The 14,506-nt window shown below is 64.1% G+C and carries 14 protein-coding genes and 1 riboswitch; of the genes, 10 read left to right on the forward strand and 4 right to left on the reverse strand.

The window, feature by feature from the left end; all coding sequences use genetic code 11:
• Nucleotides 1-17 precede the first annotated feature (17 nt).
• The gene (locus tag NKI67_RS13760) at nucleotides 18-1,529 is read right to left on the reverse strand and encodes a sugar ABC transporter ATP-binding protein (RefSeq protein WP_023676004.1); all 1,512 of its coding nucleotides are present in this window, start codon (nucleotides 1,527-1,529) and stop codon (nucleotides 18-20) included.
• Nucleotides 1,530-1,664: 135 nt separating this feature from the next.
• Between NKI67_RS13760 and mtnK the strand changes: the two genes are divergently transcribed.
• From mtnK to dhaL, 10 genes are all read left to right on the forward strand, one after another.
• The gene (gene mtnK, locus NKI67_RS13765; protein WP_023676005.1) at nucleotides 1,665-2,936 is read left to right on the forward strand and encodes an S-methyl-5-thioribose kinase; all 1,272 of its coding nucleotides are present in this window, start codon (nucleotides 1,665-1,667) and stop codon (nucleotides 2,934-2,936) included.
• A complete protein-coding gene (gene mtnA, locus NKI67_RS13770) occupies nucleotides 2,933-4,027 on the forward strand; it encodes an S-methyl-5-thioribose-1-phosphate isomerase (protein ID WP_352569351.1) in 1,095 nt (364 codons plus the stop codon). The genes mtnK and mtnA overlap by 4 nt, the downstream gene beginning before the upstream one ends.
• Before the next feature lie 181 nt (nucleotides 4,028-4,208).
• Complete coding sequence (locus tag NKI67_RS13775; protein WP_031211585.1) at nucleotides 4,209-5,093, forward strand: helix-turn-helix domain-containing protein; 885 nt, start codon at nucleotides 4,209-4,211, stop codon at nucleotides 5,091-5,093.
• Nucleotides 5,094-5,223: 130 nt separating this feature from the next.
• Complete coding sequence (locus NKI67_RS13780) at nucleotides 5,224-5,883, forward strand: 2Fe-2S iron-sulfur cluster-binding protein (protein WP_023676008.1); 660 nt, start codon at nucleotides 5,224-5,226, stop codon at nucleotides 5,881-5,883.
• A 3-nt stretch (nucleotides 5,884-5,886) separates the two neighbouring features.
• On the forward strand, nucleotides 5,887-6,873 hold the full coding sequence (locus NKI67_RS13785) for an FAD binding domain-containing protein (RefSeq protein ID WP_023676009.1): 987 nt from the start codon (nucleotides 5,887-5,889) through the stop codon (nucleotides 6,871-6,873).
• A 71-nt stretch (nucleotides 6,874-6,944) separates the two neighbouring features.
• Nucleotides 6,945-7,415, forward strand: coding sequence for a nuclear transport factor 2 family protein (locus NKI67_RS13790; RefSeq protein ID WP_023676010.1), 471 nt, complete (start codon nucleotides 6,945-6,947; stop codon nucleotides 7,413-7,415).
• 146 nt (nucleotides 7,416-7,561) lie between these two features.
• A complete protein-coding gene (locus NKI67_RS13795; RefSeq protein WP_352645676.1) occupies nucleotides 7,562-9,823 on the forward strand; it encodes a xanthine dehydrogenase family protein molybdopterin-binding subunit in 2,262 nt (753 codons plus the stop codon).
• Between the two features lie 116 nt (nucleotides 9,824-9,939).
• Nucleotides 9,940-10,086: riboswitch (FMN riboswitch) on the forward strand.
• A gap of 77 nt (nucleotides 10,087-10,163) precedes the next feature.
• Nucleotides 10,164-10,637, forward strand: a complete 474-nt coding sequence (locus tag NKI67_RS13800; protein WP_023676012.1) for a 6,7-dimethyl-8-ribityllumazine synthase — start codon at nucleotides 10,164-10,166, stop codon at nucleotides 10,635-10,637.
• A 66-nt stretch (nucleotides 10,638-10,703) separates the two neighbouring features.
• Complete coding sequence (locus NKI67_RS13805; RefSeq protein ID WP_023676013.1) at nucleotides 10,704-11,711, forward strand: dihydroxyacetone kinase subunit DhaK; 1,008 nt, start codon at nucleotides 10,704-10,706, stop codon at nucleotides 11,709-11,711.
• Between the two features lie 9 nt (nucleotides 11,712-11,720).
• Nucleotides 11,721-12,359: a dihydroxyacetone kinase subunit DhaL gene (gene dhaL, locus NKI67_RS13810; RefSeq protein ID WP_023676014.1), complete on the forward strand. Its 639-nt coding sequence runs from the start codon at nucleotides 11,721-11,723 to the stop codon at nucleotides 12,357-12,359.
• On the opposite strand, the gene derI is transcribed toward dhaL, so the two are convergent.
• Genes derI through NKI67_RS13825 form a run of 3 tightly spaced genes read right to left on the reverse strand, consistent with a single transcriptional unit; the run spans nucleotide 12,356 to nucleotide 14,359 of the window.
• Complete coding sequence (gene derI, locus NKI67_RS13815; RefSeq protein ID WP_023676015.1) at nucleotides 12,356-12,799, reverse strand: D-erythrulose-4-phosphate isomerase; 444 nt, start codon at nucleotides 12,797-12,799, stop codon at nucleotides 12,356-12,358. The genes dhaL and derI overlap by 4 nt on opposite strands.
• A 26-nt stretch (nucleotides 12,800-12,825) precedes the next feature.
• Nucleotides 12,826-13,584, reverse strand: coding sequence for a triose-phosphate isomerase (locus NKI67_RS13820; protein ID WP_023676016.1), 759 nt, complete (start codon nucleotides 13,582-13,584; stop codon nucleotides 12,826-12,828).
• 10 nt (nucleotides 13,585-13,594) lie between these two features.
• The gene (locus NKI67_RS13825) at nucleotides 13,595-14,359 is read right to left on the reverse strand and encodes a DeoR/GlpR family DNA-binding transcription regulator (RefSeq protein WP_023676017.1); all 765 of its coding nucleotides are present in this window, start codon (nucleotides 14,357-14,359) and stop codon (nucleotides 13,595-13,597) included.
• Nucleotides 14,360-14,506 lie beyond the last annotated feature (147 nt).

The following is a 14,506-nucleotide window of genomic DNA, read 5'->3' on the forward strand; positions in this document are numbered from 1 at the left end:
TCATCGTCTTCCCGCTCTCAGGCTGCGCTGTGCAAAGGCCCGCCCGCCACTTCGGCCAGCAGACGCTCGAGATCGACATCGGTATTGCGGTGCTCGCCGACGATCGTCTGCTCCGACATCACCAGGATGCGATCGGCCGTCTCCAGGGCTTCGTCGAGTTCGGTGACGAACAGCAGCGTCGCGCGGCCGTGGGCGCTGGTCCGCAGCTTGGCGGCGATATCGCGTCTGGCCGAGATGTCCACACCTTGAAACGGCTCGTCGAGGATGAAAAGCCTTGCCGCCTGCGACATCCAGCGGGCGACCATCACCTTCTGCTGATTGCCACCGGAAAGCGACGCCATCTCGTCCCTCTCGGAGCGACAGACGATGCCCAACTCCTGGATCTGCTGGCGAGCAATGGCGCGTTCGATACGGCGCTTGAGGACGCCGAGACGCGACATGCGCCTGTGGAACGGCAGGCTGATATTCTCCTGGACGTTGAAGTCGCCGACGATGCCGTTTTCGCCCCGGTCCTTGGCGACGAGAAACACACCGGCGGCAATCGCTTCGCCGGTCGATGCCGGCGCATAGGGTTTCCCGTTCAGCATCATGGTCCCGCCCAGCGGCTGGCGCAGGCCGAACAGCGTCTCGGCGAGCGCGGTCTTGCCGACGCCGACGAGGCCGGTGATGGCAACGACCTCGCCGTCGCCGAGGGTCAGCGAAATCGGCCGGGCGCCTTCTGCAACCCGCAACCCGTCCGTGGCAAAAATTGCTTTGGCCGAATTCCTGGCGACGATCCGCTCGAGCTGGATCTTGCGGCCGAGCATGGCGTTGACCGCACCTTCGTAATCCAGCGGCTTCTTGTCGAAGATGCCTGAGATGACCCCATCGCGCATCGAAATGATGCGATCGGCAAGCCGCCTGATGTCAGACATACGGTGCGAAATGTAGAGGATGGCCACGCCTTGCTGGCGAAGCCGGTCGAGCAATGCGAACAGCCGGTCGGCCTCGGCGCTGGACAGCGAGGAAGTCGGCTCGTCGAGGATCAGCACTTTCGGCCGGTGCGCCATGGCGCGGGCGATCGCCACCATCTGGCGGTCGGCCAGAGAGAGATCGCTGATCCGGGCCTTGAGGTCGATGGCCAGTCCCATGCGGTCGGCCACCGCCTTTGCCTCGCGACGCACCCGGCCTGGATTGAACAGGGTCGGCACGCCGCTGCCGCTCAACCTGTCGAGGGTAAGATTGGTGGCGACGTCGAGGTCGGCGACGACACCGTCATTAATGTTCTGGTGGACGGTGACGACGCCGGCGCGGATCGCCTCCGCCGGCGTTTTCGGGTCGAACTCATGACCGGCAAGCGACATCGAGCCGCCGCCATGGTCGTAGACGCCACTGATGATCTTGACGAGGGTGGATTTGCCGGCGCCGTTGGCGCCCATCAGCACGGTCACTTCGCCGGCATGCAATTCGAGCGAGACGCCGCCAAGCACCTCGATATGGCCAAAGGATTTCCTCAGGCCGTCGACGCGGAACACGGCATCATTGCCCATTCGTTCCTCCCTGACCATGACGCTATGGGCTATATCGGCAATTGTCAACACGATTGACAATTGCCAGCAGGCTTCCTAGCTTGGCCCGACCGCGTTGGCTCCGCTATCATCGGAGCACATGAGCGGGAGGTGAGGATGACTGGGAAATCGCCGTTCGAAGCACTGTCGGTCGAGACACTGGCGGGCCGTCTCGGTGCCAACGAGCCCCTGTGTTCGCAGATCGGCAAGGATACGAGCCAGTGGAAGGTTCGTGAAGTCGGCGATGGCAATCTGAACCTGGTGTTCATCGTCGAGGGTGCTGAGGGTGCGGCCGTCGTCAAGCAGGCCCTGCCCTACGTCCGGCTGGTCGGCGACAGCTGGCCGCTGCCGCTAAAACGCTCCTTCTTCGAATACCATGCGCTGACGCGGCAACAGGCGCGGGCGCCGGGTTCGGTGCCCGATATCTATCACTTCGACGAAGGCCAGGCGCTGATCATCATGGAGTATCTGTCGCCGCACATTATCCTGCGGCGGGCGCTGATCGAAGGCCGGCAATTGCCCAACATCGCGACAGACATCGGCTTGTTCATGGCCCGCACGTTGTTTCGCGGCTCCGACCTGCATATGGCGACCAAGGACCGCAAGGCCGATCTGGCACTGTTCGCCGACAATGTCGAACTCTGCGACATCACCGAGAACCTGGTTTTCTCGGATCCGTATTTCGATGCCAAGATGAACCAGCACACCAGCCCGCAGCTCGATGGCATTGTCGCCGAGCTGCGCGCCGACCGCGACCTCAAGGTCGAGGCGCAGCGCATGAAGCACATCTTCGCTGCCAATGCCGAGACGCTGCTGCATGGCGACCTGCATTCCGGCTCGATCATGGTCACCGACATCGAAACGAGGATGATCGACCCCGAATTCGCCTTCTACGGGCCGATCGCCTTCGACGTCGGCATGCTGCTCGCCAATTTCTGGATGGCGTTCTTCTCGCAGCGCGGCCATGAACAGGACGGAAGCCGCGACGCCATGCGTGACTATCTGCTCGGCGTTACGGTCGAGACATGGTCGGTGTTTCGCGCCGAGTTCTCGCATCTGTGGCGAACCGAGCGTACCGGCATGCTCTACCAGAAGAGCCTGTTCGAAGATCAGGGCGACAGGCTTGGCGCCGAGCAGGCGCTAGACCACATGCTGCATTCGATCTGGACCGATCTGCTCGGCTTTGCCGGCGTCGAGGTTCACCGGCGAATTCTCGGCCTTGCCCACAATGCCGATTTCGAGACCATTGCCGATCCGGATCTGCGCGCCAGATGTGAGGCAAAGGCGCTGAAATTCGGCCGTCACCTCGCCGTCAACCGGCGCCAGATCCACAGCATCGACGAGGTCAACCGGTTGGCCGCGCTGATCGAACGGGAGAGCAGGATTTGAACGTCGGCGACCGCCACTACCGCACCATCTGGCCGAGTGACGACGGGCGTTCGGTGGAGATCATCGACCAGCGCTGGCTGCCGCATGATTTCCGCATCGAAAAGATCGATTCCGTCGCCGGCATCGCCACGGCAATCCGCGACATGTGGGTGCGCGGGGCGCCGCTGATCGGCGTCACCGCGGCCTATGGCGTCGCCATGCAGATGGCCGACGATCCGTCGGATGCAGCACTCGACGCCGTCTGGGCAACCTTGCACGAAACGCGCCCGACGGCGATCAATTTGCGCTGGGCGCTGAACGAAATGCAACGCTTCCTGCTGACGCTTCCCCTGGCAGAACGTGCCGCGGCTGCCTATCGGCGTGCCGGCGAGATCGCCGACGAGGATGTCGGCCTCAACCGCGCCATCGGCGCCCATGGGCTCGAAATCATCAAGGCGATCGCGGCGCGCAAGCAGCCGGGCGAACCGGTCAATATCCTGACCCACTGCAACGCCGGGTGGCTGGCCACGGTCGACTACGGCACCGCCACCGCGCCGATCTATCTGGCGACGGAAGCCGGCATTCCAGTCCATGTCTATGTCGACGAAACACGACCCCGCAACCAGGGTGCCCAATTGACCGCCTGGGAGATGGCCGGCCACGGCGTGCCGCATACGCTGATCGTCGACAATGCCGGCGGCCATCTGATGCAGCGCGGCCAGATCGATATGGTCGTCGTCGGCACCGACAGGACCACCGCCGACGGCGATGTCTGCAATAAGATCGGTACCTATCTCAAGGCGCTTGCCGCCGACGACAACGACGTGCCGTTCTATGTCGCGCTGCCGTCGCCGACGATCGACTGGACTGTGGGCGACGGGCTGGCCGACATCCCGATCGAACAGCGCTCGCCCGACGAGGTCTCACTGGTCTGGGGCAAGACCGCTTCCGGAGAGATCGCCCAGGTCCGCGTATCGCCGGAAGCCACGCCGGCGGCCAATCCGGCCTTCGACGTGACGCCGGCGCGGCTGGTCACCGGCTTGATCACCGAACGCGGTGTCGCTACGGCCTCGCGCGAAGGCCTGAGGGCGATGTTTCCCGAGCGCGGATGATCCGCTTTGCCGAGAGGGCGCTCCGGATTTGCCTGATCTCACGATTTCTTGAACGCGGCACGGTTAAAAACGCCCGTTGCCTGTCCCACATGGACGGCCGTATGCGTAGCGGCGGCGCGGCGCCCAACGCTCGAAGCCGGGGTTGCCCACGGCTCGGCGAGTGAACCAGCGGGATACCGCGATGTCATTCAGACCGTTGCTTGGTGACGGACGGGTTCGGAGCCAGGACGAGAAGTCGGAGCCCCTGCAAACCGCGTCATGGGTCAGCTCCTCGATCGTCTTCGACAACCGGCGGTGGGCGTGCCGGGAGGCGGAGCTCCGCTGGACAGCCCCTCATCATCTGATCGTGCTGACCGAAGAAGGCGGCACGTCCCATACATCCATCCGGCACGAGGCACGATCCCTTTACGACGGAATGGACCGTCCCGGAGCCCTCACCTTCGTCCCGGCAGGCGCGGAACGACAGGGCTTCTATCGCGATGTAAACCTCTCCTATTCAGCCCTGTGGATCGATCCCGATATCGGGCTTCCCGGATGCGAACGCCTGAGGAACCTGCCTATACTGGTAAACAAGAAAGACGCGGTCGTCGCCACGCTCTTGAGTTCGCTTCGTGACGAGATGGCACTCGGCCACAAGCCAGACACTGCCTATGTCGAGCATCTGGTCGCCCTCGTCAGTCTCCGCGTGGCCAACCTGAGCCGGGAGCAACCGCGGTTTGTACGTCACGGCTGTCTCAGCCGCCGGGCACTTGGTCGCGTTCGGGATTACATCGATGCGCATATGAATTCCGACATTTCGCTAAGCGAGCTGGCAGCCGCCGCGGGCATGGCCGTCGACAGTTTTGCGCGTCGCTTCAAGGCGACGACCGGCCTTGCACCCTACGCCTATGTGATCGAGGAACGGGTGCGGCGAGCGGAGGCGCTGCTGCGCGAAACGGGTTTGTCGATCGGTGTCATTGCCTTTCGGCTCGGCTTCTCAAGCCAGAGCCACTTCACCACGACCTTCCGACGTCTGAGGGGCATGACGCCTCGTGCCTATCGGGTGAATTCTTCTCCAGAATCCTGATAGTGCCGCCGGTTTCTTGAAAGAAAGCCGCCGCCCGCACTCCCACCTCCAGTGTCGTTGGGTGACAGAACCCGAGGGTTCGCTCGGGTCAAGTTGCCGTCTGCGCTTCATTGCGACTGGGAGATCATGCATGGCCAAAACGGACAACAGGAGCGGACCGACGCGTCGAATGGTATTGGAAGGCGGTGTTGCGACCGGGGTGCTCCTGGCTACCGGACTACCGGTTGACGCCGAGCCGGCCGAGACCGTCACAGCGGCTGCGTCGTCCTCACCACTACCGACGATGACGATGTCGTTACGGATCAACGCGAAGGATCTTGCCATCGAGCTCGACCCGCGGACGACGCTGCTCGACGCCCTGCGCAACCATCTCGGCCTCACCGGCTCGAAGAAGGGCTGCGACCACGGCCAGTGCGGCGCATGCACGGTGCTCGTCGATGGGCGCCGGATCAATTCCTGCCTGACGCTTGCCGCAATGCATCAAGGCGACGAGATCACCACGGTCGAGGGCCTTGCCGAGGGTGACCGGCTGCATCCGGTCCAGGCCGCCTTCGTCGCCCGCGACGGTTTCCAGTGCGGCTACTGTACGCCAGGCCAGATCTGCTCGGCGGTTGGCATGCTGGGCGAGGCGCGGGCCGGCTGGCCAAGCCATGCGAGCGCCGACGTGGCAGCGGCTTCCGTCGCTCTCACCGATGCCGAGATCCGCGAGCGGATGAGCGGCAACATCTGCCGTTGCGCCGCCTATCCGAACATTGTCGCTGCAATCCGCGACGCGGCAGAGGAGGCATGAGCAATGCAGTCCTTCACTTATGAACGTGCGACGAGTGCTGAGCAGGCGGCGGCCGCGGTTGCGGCCCGGCCGGACGCCAAGTTCATCAGCGGCGGTACCAACCTGCTCGACCTGATGAAGCTCGAGATCGAGCGCCCAGCGCATCTCGTCGACATCAGCCGGCTGCCGCTTGATCGGATCGAGGAGACGGCGGAAGGCGGGCTTCGGGTCGGCGCCCAGGTCCGCAATAGCAATCTCGCCGCCGACCCGCGGGTAAGGTCGCGCTACCCGATGCTCACGCAAGCGCTGCTGGCGGGAGCGTCCGGCCAGATACGCAACAAGGCCTCGACCAGCGGCAATCTCCTGCAGCGCACGCGCTGCCCCTATTTCTACGACCGCAACATGCCCTGCAACAAGCGCCAGCCGGGTTCGGGCTGCGCGGCACTTCAGGGCTTCAACCGCATGCACGCCGTACTCGGCGCGAGCGAAGCCTGCATCGCGGTCCATCCTTCTGACATGGCGGTCGCCATGTCCGGGCTCGACGCCAGGATCGAGACCGTCTCGCCCGGCGGCGAGACCCGTACGACCCCGATCGGCGATTTCCATCGATTGCCCGAGACGATGCCCCAGGTGGAGACCGTGCTCGGCCACGGCGAAATGGTCGTCGCGGTTGTCCTGCCGCCGCCGCCACCCGGCCGGCAGCTTTACCGCAAGGTGCGCGACCGTGCTTCCTACGCCTTCGCGCTGGTGTCCGTGGCAGCAATCGTCGAGAAAGGCGGCGACCGTATTCGAAGTGCTCGGATCGCCATGGGCGGCGTGGCAGCCAAGCCCTGGCGCGCGACGGAGGCGGAGCGCACGCTCGCAGGAGCGTCGGCGTCCGACGGTGCCTTTATCGACGCGGCCGAAGCCGCGCTCGCCGGAGCTGTCGGGCATGGCGCCAATGATTTCAAGATCCCGCTGGCGAAACGGACGATGCGGCACACGCTCGCTGCTGCCGTCGAGAGTGCGTGAGGTGACACGATGACAGAGACGACGACCCCGAACAGCGGTTCCCAGATGCAGGCGACGAGCAGGAGATCGATATGAAACTCACGCGACGCGCCGTTGCCGCCGCGGGTGGCGGCCTTTTTGTTTCTGCCGCAGCAGCTTGGGGCGCCACATCCGACCCGGGAGCTCGTCACGGGCTCGAGGCCGCCGTCGACGCCTTCTTTGCCGGCTGGGCCTCTGGCGACTGGACGGCATTCCTTGATTGTTGCGATGAGACGATGACCTTCCAATTCCCTGTCGGCGAGCAACGAGGCCGACACGGACCACCGGAAGGCAAGCGGGCACTCGCAGCCTGGACCGCCGCGCATCAGGCGCAGGGAAACAGGATCACGAAATCGACCGTCGATCTCAAGCTCTTCGCCGCCGACTGGGTCATCGTCTGCGACCGCGGGAGCGGGACAATCGGTGGCGCGCCCTACACTGGCCTGCATGCGATCCTCATCCGGGCCGGCCCGACAGGGAGGCTGGTCGAATTTCGCGAGTATTTCGGCGAGATCGCCGCGTGAGCTCCGGCCGCCGCGCGACGAACATAAAGGTGCGAGGAAGCGGCGTCGTCGCGGCCTCGATGCTTCCGAACTCCAGATGAAAAATCTTTAGGTGACTTATGAACGAGACCATACCCGGACTGCCCGGCTCCGCCACCCATTCAAGGATGAAACCTCGTCCCGATGCTGGCATCATCGGGAGGCCGATCGACCGCATCGACGGTCCGCTCAAAGTGACGGGCGGCGCCACATACGCTTACGAGAATGAGCTGGATGGTACAGCCTATGGCTACATTCTCGGCGCCTCCGTCGCCAAGGGCCGCATCGCCGAGATCGACACGACCGAAGCCGAACGGGCGCCGGCAGTGCTGCTCGTCATCACGCACCGCAATGCGCCGGCCCAGCCGGATTTCGGCCCAACGGTCACGCCAACGGTGCCGGAGGTCTTCACGCGCCCCCGGCCCGCGCTCAACAGCGATCGAGTACGGTATTACGACGAGCCGGTCGCGCTGGTCGTTGCGGAGACGTTCGAGGCGGCACGCGCTGCTGCGGGCCCCATCAGAGTACGCTATGACGAGGAGCCGGGCCTCTACGATCTACCGGGACATATCGCCGACGCCTACGCGCCAAAGCGGACCAATGCCGGCTTCGAGACCGACAGCGTGGTCGGCGACTTCGAGCGCGCCTTTGCGACGGCGCCGATCAAGATCGATTCCACCTACGGGACCCCCTTCGAACATCACAATCCGATGGAGCCGCATGCGACGCTTGCTGCCTGGTCAGGCAACGAGCTGACGATCCGTACATCGGCGCAGACCCTCGCGAACTTCCGGGCCGGGGTCGCCAGCACGCTTCGCATCCCGCTCGAGCGAGTGCGCATCGTCAGCCCCTTCATCGGCGGAGGCTTCGGTTCCAAGCTGATTGCCCATGCCGACACGATCCTGGCCGCACTTGCAGCGCAGGTGCTGCAGCGCCCCGTGAAGATCGCGCTGACGCGACAACAGATGTTCGCCAATGCCGGTCATCGCGCAGAGATGGTCCAACAGGTACGTCTCGGCGCGGACACTGACGGGCGGCTCACCGGGATCGCGCACGATGTCTGGTCCGCAACGTCCAGCTTCGAGGAGTACTGCGAACAAACGGCAGTTTTTGCGCGCTCGCTCTACGCCGCGCCGAACCGTCTCACCCGCCATCGCCTGGTTCCGCTGGACATCAACCGCGGCGAATGGATGCGCTCGCCCGGCGAAGCGCCCGGCATGCTGGCTTTCGAATGCGCCATGGATGAGCTCGCCGAGCGCGCCGGTCTGGACCCGATCGAACTCAGGATCCGCAACGAACCGGCACAGGATCCCGAGCGCGGCGTGCCGTTCTCCACCCGCAATCTCGTCGCCTGCATGGAGGAAGGCGCCCGCCGTTTCGGCTGGGAGCGGAGAAACCCGACACCGGGCCGAACTCGGGAGGGCCGCAAGCTTATCGGCCACGGCATGGCGGCGGCGATCCGTCCGAACTATATCGGCGCGGCGACGGCGCGGGTTGCGATCGACCGGGACTGTCGGGTGACGGCGCGGCTCGACATGACCGATATTGGGACCGGCACCTATACGATCCTGACCCAGATTGCCGCCGAGAGCCTCGGCCTGCCGATCTCGTCCGTCAAGGTGGAGCTCGGCGACAGCCGCTTCCCGCGTACCGCCGGCTCCGGCGGGTCCTGGGGCGCAGCAAGTGCGGGTTCGGCCTTGTATAATGCGTGCAACGTCCTCAAGGAACGGATCCTGGAGGCGGCGCAGTCGAACGAAGCCTCGCCGTTGCGCGGCGCGAACGCCACCGAGGCAAGCTTTGCCGACGGCGAGGTCAGGGTCGGCCAGCGATCGGCGAGCCTGGCCGATCTTATCCGAGGGATCTCTCCCGACGGGCTCGAAGCCGAAGGCTCCGTAGCCGCGGGCGCCACCACCCAGTCATACAAGACCTATTCGCAGCATTCCTATGGCGCGCATTTCGCAGAGGTCGCTGTCGATTGCGATACCGGTGAAATCCGGATGCGCCGGATGCTGGCTGTGATCGGCGCGGGCCGTATCCTCAACGCCAAGACCGCGCGCTCGCAAATCATCGGCGGCATGACCTGGGGGATCGGTGCAGCGCTGATGGAGCAGACGGTGCTCGACCCGCGCTACGGCCACTTCGTCAATCACGATCTTGCCGAGTATCATGTGCCGGTCAATGGCGATGTCCCCGATATGGAGGTCGCCTTCCTCGAGGAAGACGACGACAAGGCCAACCCGCTTGGCGCAAAGGCTCTCGGCGAGCTCGGCGTGTGCGGTGCGGGGGCTGCTGTCGCCAACGCCGTTTACAACGCGGCCGGCGTGCGAGTGCGTGAATTTCCCATCACCTTGGACAAGGTGCTGCCTGCCTTACCGGTGATCGCCATTTGACGCTCTCCTCCCTCGCCCTCAACGGTGACCAGGTCGAAACGAATCGCTATTTCTGCGCCATCGACGACGACGCCGGTGGTTGACAGCGCTTTCCGGCCCTTCCATACAAACGCCGTCAATGTTCTCAGGGCGGGGTGAAAGTCCCCACCGGCGGTAAGGGTCTCGGCCCAAGCCCGCGAGCGCTTTCCGGTTAGCCGGAGGGGTCAGCAGATCCGGTGTGATTCCGGAGCCGACGGTCACAGTCCGGATGGAAGAGAACGAAATGGAAGACGGTCCGCTTTCGCGGTTCGGACTCCGTATCGTGCGTCCTGATTCTGGTTCGAAACGGAAGGATGGACCCATGAATCAGCATTCCCACAACGACTATGAAACGATCCGCGTTGCCGTCATTCGCGCGCGTTGGCATGCCGATATCGTCGACCAATGCGTTGAAGCATTCGAGGCGGAACTGGCGGTTCTCGGAGAGAAACGCTTTGCCGTCGATGTCTTCGATGTGCCTGGCGCTTATGAGATTCCCCTGCATGCAAAGACGCTTGCCGTGACCGGCCGCTATGCCGCTATCCTCGGCGCCGCGTTCGTCGTCAATGGCGGCATCTACCGGCACGAGTTTGTTGCAAGCGCGGTCATCGACGGGATGATGAATGTGCAATTGTCGACTGGCGTGCCGGTGCTTTCGGCGGTGCTGACGCCGCACAACTACCATGACAGCGCGGACCATCACCGCTTCTTCTTCGAGCATTTCAAGGTCAAGGGCAAAGAGGCGGCCAGTGCCTGCGTGCAACTGCTGGCAGCACGCGAACACATCGCGGCGTGAAACCTCCACCGCCGGGTGGAAATCCCGGTAAGGCGCTGTAGTATCTCACGAAGCAGGAGGATGCCGGTGCAGACCAAGAAGATCATCAATGACGGCAATCGCTCCGTCGACGAGATGCTGGAGGGCATCCTGGCTGCGCATCCGCGCCACCTCAGAAGCGCGGACGGCAGTCCGCGCGCCATTATCGCCCGCGACGGACCGCGCCCAGACAAGGTCGGCCTTGTCATCGGCGGCGGCTCGGGCCATGAGCCGACCTTCCTCGGCTTCGTCGGCAAGGGGCTGGCTGACGCGGCCGCGATCGGCAATGTCTTCGCCTCGCCGCCGCCGGACCCGATCCTCGAATGCGCCAAGGCGGCCAGCGGTGGCGCCGGCGTGCTGTTCATGTACGGCAACTATGCCGGCGACGTGATGAACTTCGACATGGCCGCCGAAATGGCGGCAATGGACGACATCGAGGTGCGTACCGTGCTGACCACCGACGATGTCGCCTCGGCGCCACGCGACCAGAGGCAGAAGCGACGCGGCGTCGCCGGCAATTTCTTCATCTTCAAGGCCGCCGGTGCCGCCTGCGACCGAATGCTCTCTTTCGACGAGTGCGAGCGCATCGCCAGGAAGGCCAACGATCACACCTTCACCATGGGCGTGGCGCTGTCGCCCTGCTCCTTGCCGCAGACCCGCCGGCCCAATTTCGAGATCGGACCGGACGAGATGGAGATCGGCATGGGCATCCATGGCGAGCCAGGCATCGCGCGCGGAAAATTGAAAACCGCCGACGAGATCACAGACGAGATGCTGGACAATATCCTCGACGAGATGGCGCCGGCGCGCGGCGACAAGGTCGCGGTGCTGGTCGATTCGCTCGGCTCGACGCCGCTGATGGAACTCTACATCATGAATCGGCGGGTCAAGCAGAGGCTCGACGAGATCGGCGTTTCCGTCCACGCGACCTGGGTCGGCAATTACTGCACCTCTCTCGAAATGGCCGGCGCCTCGGTGACGCTGATGCATCTCGACGGCGAGTTGCAGGCGATGCTCGACCATCCTTGCGACTGCGCCATGTTCCGCGCCGGCTGAGAAAGCATCATGACCTCGATCGATTCAGTCGGCTTGAAAAGAATGTTCGATGAGATCGCGGCGGCGATCGACGCCGACAAGGACAGGCTCTGCCAACTCGACGGCGTAATCGGCGACGCCGACCATGGCATCGCCATGGCACTAGGCTTCAGTGCTGCGCGCGATGCACTAGCGCAACTCGACCTCGCGGCGACCGAGCCGACGGCGCTGCTCAACACTGCGGCGAAATCCTTCCTCAACGCGGTCGGCGCCTCGTCAGGCCCGCTCTATGCGACCGCCTTCATGCGCGGTGCCGCCGCCGTCAAAGGCAAGGCAATTCTGGAGGACGCTGACATCATCGCCATGCTCCGGGCGATGGCGCAAGGCATCCAGGATCGCGGCAAGGCCGAGCTCGGCGAAAAGACCATGGTCGACGCCTGGCTGCCGGCGGCGCAAGCAGCGGGTGCCGCGCAGGAAGCCGGCAAGAGCCTGTCCGAGAGCCTGGAGGCTGCACTTGCAGCGGCCGAACGAGGTGCCGAGGCGACCAAGGACATGATCGCCGCCAAGGGCCGCTCATCGCGGCTCGGCGAGCGCTCGCTCGGGCATATGGACCCCGGCGCCGCGTCGGCCGTGACGATCATCAGGGCGATGCGGAACAGTCTGGCTTAGCCCCGCTTCGCCGCGTCGAGCCTGTCGATGGCCTGGACATTGCCGGCCGATGGTCCCTTCTCATCGAATTCCGATGCGAGCCAGGCGTCGACGATCGACTTGGCCAGTTCCGGGCCGATGACGCGCGCGCCCATGGTGATGATCTGGGCGTTGTTGGATTTCGCGGCGCGCTCTGCCGAATAGGTGTCGTGGGTGAGTGCGGCGCGAATGCCGGGCACCTTGTTGGCGGATATGGATACGCCGATGCCGGTGCCGCAAAACAGGATGCCGCGATCGTTTTCGCCGTCCAGGATGGTCTGCGCGAGCTTCTGTGACAGGTCGGCATAGTAGCCCGACTGGCTGAGGTCGCTAACCGTGAGGCCGGGCTTGGTAGCGAGGTGAGCGGCAATGACGTCGAGCAGCGGCTTGCCGGCGCTATCAGCTCCAATGGCAATTTTCATGTTCCGTTTCCTTCCTGTTTGATGATTCAGATCGCCGCCGAGGCGCGCTTGAGGATGTCGACATAGCCGTCCGCCTGCCAGGCCGAGCGGCCGATGAACAAGCCGTCGATGTTGGGCTGGCCGACCAGTTCGGCGGCATTTTGCGGATTGACGCTGCCGCCATAAAGCACCGGCGGCACCATCGGCAGCAGGTCGCGTGCGATTTTCTTGATTAGCGCCTGCTGCCTGTCGGCATAGTCCGAACTGGCCGGCACGCCCTTGTCGCCGATCGCCCAGACGGGCTCATAGGCAAACAGGATCGTCGCCGCCTTCGCCGCGCCTTCGAGAAACTGCAGCGCGCCGTGCACCTGCAAGGCCAGCACCGCAGCGGCCTGCCCGCTGTCGCGTTGAGCCAAGGTCTCGCCGACGCAGATGAGTGGCACGAGACCGTGCTTCACCGCCGCCGCAGTCTTCAGCCCGACAGCCTTGTCGGTCTCGCCGAAATGCTCGCGCCGTTCGCTGTGGCCGAGCTCGACCATGTCGAGCCCGCAGTCTTTCAGCATGACCGGCGAGATCTCGCCGGTCCAGGCGCCGGCGTCGGTCCAATGCATGTTCTGCGCGCCGACCTTGATGCGCGTCGGCGACAGCGCTTTCTTGACCTCGCGGATCGCCGTGAAGGGCGGGATGACGAAAGGCTGGATGCGCTCGTCGAAACCGGGGACGAACTCCGCCAGCGCCTCGGCGAAAGCCATCGCCTCGGCGAGCGTCTTGTTCATTTTCCAGCTGGTGCCGACCCAATAAACCATGCGTGCCCTCCTATTCTGCGATCACTGTCAGCGAAACGCCGGCACCATCCAGCGCGGCGCGCATCTGCGGCTGCGGCTCGCGGCCGGTGAAGACCGTGTCAAAGGCCTTGAGATCTGTCAGGAAGTGCAAGGCAGTGCGGCCGAATTTCCCATGATCGACCAGCAGATATTTGCGCGCTGCTGCGGCCATCATCAGCCGTTTGGTCTGGACCACTTCCTGATCCTGGTGAAAGGCAGAGGCACCATGGATGGCCGATGACGACAGGAACGCGACATCGGCGCGCAATGATTTCAGCGTGTCCTCGGCGAGCAGGCCGAAGAAGCCGTGAAACTTCTTGTTGTATTGGCCGCCGAGCGCAATCAGGTTGATGCCGGCAACGCCCGCCAAATCCTGGATGACAGCCAGATTGTTCGAGATCACCGTCAGCGGACGCAGATCGGCAAGATGCCGAGCAACGCCGCCCGCGGTTGAGCCGTCGTCGATGATCACCGTCTGACCCGGTTCGATCATCGTCACGGCAGCGGCGGCGATGCGCTTCTTTTCGTCGCCGGCCAGCCGCTGGCGGTAGCGGAAATCGCTCTCGAAAAGGCTGCTCGGCTGGATCGAGGCGCCGCCGCGCACCTTGCGCAGGAAGCCGCTTTCCTCGAGCTCGTCGAGGTCGCGGTGGACAGTCATCTTTGACACGCCGAAGCGTGAGGCAAGATCGTCGACACTGGCGGTGCCGATGTCCATCAGAAAATCCATGATGCCTTGCCGACGGCCGTCGCTCTTCATTTCCGCGGCTTCCTCGTGCAATCCGGTTCCGAGATATAACAGCAAACGTCGCACAAGCCACCAAATTTTTTGTGATAATGTTATATCTCCATGGGATATCATGACGCTTCTGCTCGCGTCCTGTAACAAGAATTGCTGCCGGCCGAG

The organism is Mesorhizobium sp. M0408 (assembly GCF_040321495.1).
Taxonomy (GTDB): Bacteria; Pseudomonadota; Alphaproteobacteria; order Rhizobiales; family Rhizobiaceae; genus Mesorhizobium.